The 1,633-nt window shown below is 30.9% G+C and carries 2 protein-coding genes; one reads left to right on the top strand and one right to left on the bottom strand.

The genetic code is table 11. From position 1 onward, the window contains the following. Window positions 1-555: M15 family metallopeptidase (locus CN514_RS18580; protein WP_286141750.1), on the top strand; the 555-nt coding region annotated here is incomplete at its 5' end. A 43-nt stretch (window positions 556-598) separates the two neighbouring features. Here the strand turns inward: CN514_RS18580 and CN514_RS18585 are convergent. Next, a partial coding sequence (locus CN514_RS18585; protein ID WP_217993941.1) for a hypothetical protein occupies window positions 599-1,633 on the bottom strand: 1,035 nt, incomplete at its 5' end.

A 1,633-nucleotide genomic window follows, 5' to 3' on the forward strand; every position in this document is an offset into this window, starting at 1 on the left:
TTAGTATTAGTTAATAAAGATCGAAAATTACCAGATGGTTATGAACCAAACGATCTTATCTATCCATCAATACAATTAAATGGAGCAGTAAAAGATAAAACTAGAATGAGAAGTGAGGCTGGACATGCATTAGAGAAGTTATTTGCTGGTGCATCTTCAGATGGTTATACATTAACAGCAATTTCTGGATACCGTTCGTACGATCGCCAAGTTTCTTTATACAATAATTACCTTTCTACACATGGAGAGGAATGGACTAAAGCATATAGTGCACTTCCAGGAACGAGTGAGCATCAGACTGGATTAGCGATGGATGTTTCTTCACCGTCATTTGGTAATGCTTTAGAAGTTGATTTTGCTAAAACGCCGGAAGGAAAATGGTTAGCAGAACATGCACATGAATACGGCTTTATTATTCGTTATCCAGAAGATAAAGTAGACATAACAAACTATCACTATGAGCCATGGCATATTCGATACGTTGGAAAAGAATACGCTACTTATTTATATACGCATCATCTTGCACTTGAAGAAGCGATGCCAGCTAAAAAATAATAATAAAAAGGCATGTCTCACTAATTTGAGAAATGCCTTTTTTCTACTGATTGATTAGTGTATTTGCCATACCTAGTGCTTTGCGGGTTTGTTTTTGTTTAATGTAATAGTTAAACAATTCTTTTTTCGACTGATTGATTAAATAAACGAAACCTACTTTTTTGAAAAATGGTAATGAATATTCGGCCAAGTATTGATGATATTCTTGTTCTTTTTCTAAGATTAAAAGGTCTAATAAGGTGAATAAGTTGATAAAAAGTTTGTCGTTTTTCTTTGAAGCTATATCAAACCCTTCACTTACAAACTTTAATAATTCACCCTTAGGTAAAAGTTCTCCATAGTATGAGCTTCGTATAAATCCTTCTAGAGAAAGTAAATACGGTACAGACTTAGAATCTTTCAATTTCATAGACTCAAAATAGTATTTTTTTGCTAATTCATAATTTTTTCTTCGGTAATATTCGAAGGCCAAATTATGATATACCCTTGCTTTTCGGTCTGATGATCTACAAATTTCACAGCTTTGAATTAAGTTTTCAAATCTTTTAATCGTCTCAGTAAATTCTTCATTATCTTTAACTTGTATTAGCATAAGCATTTCTGAATCGATTACTCGAAGATAGGAATTAATACTTTTAAAATACTGACGTGCTTTATCAGCATAAAAATAAGCCATTACGGGCATTTCATTAGAATGGTAAGCTGAAGCTAAATGATAATAATATTCTTCATTTGTATACTCTTCATTATTAATTTTCTTCAAAACTTTCATAGCAAGTAAAGGTTCATGGTTTGTTAAGTGATAAATACCTAACACATGTCTAAAAAGATTTATTTCATAAGGTGACAATTTATGCTTCATTTTTTTTATTTCATCAATGAGCTCTTTTGCTTCATACATTAAATTACGAATTAATAAATATCTGATACGAAGTAATTTATATTGATTAATATAATTTGAAATTTGAATCAACTCTTCCTGCTCGAGTTCTAAGTTGATTTCTTCTATTTCGTCAAATAGCTGCATTACAATAGCCTGCTGCCAACTATTTATACGCATTTTTATATTTTTTAATTT

Source organism: Bacillus sp. AFS001701 (assembly GCF_002559405.1).
Classification (GTDB): Bacteria; Bacillota; Bacilli; order Bacillales; family Bacillaceae_G; genus Gottfriedia.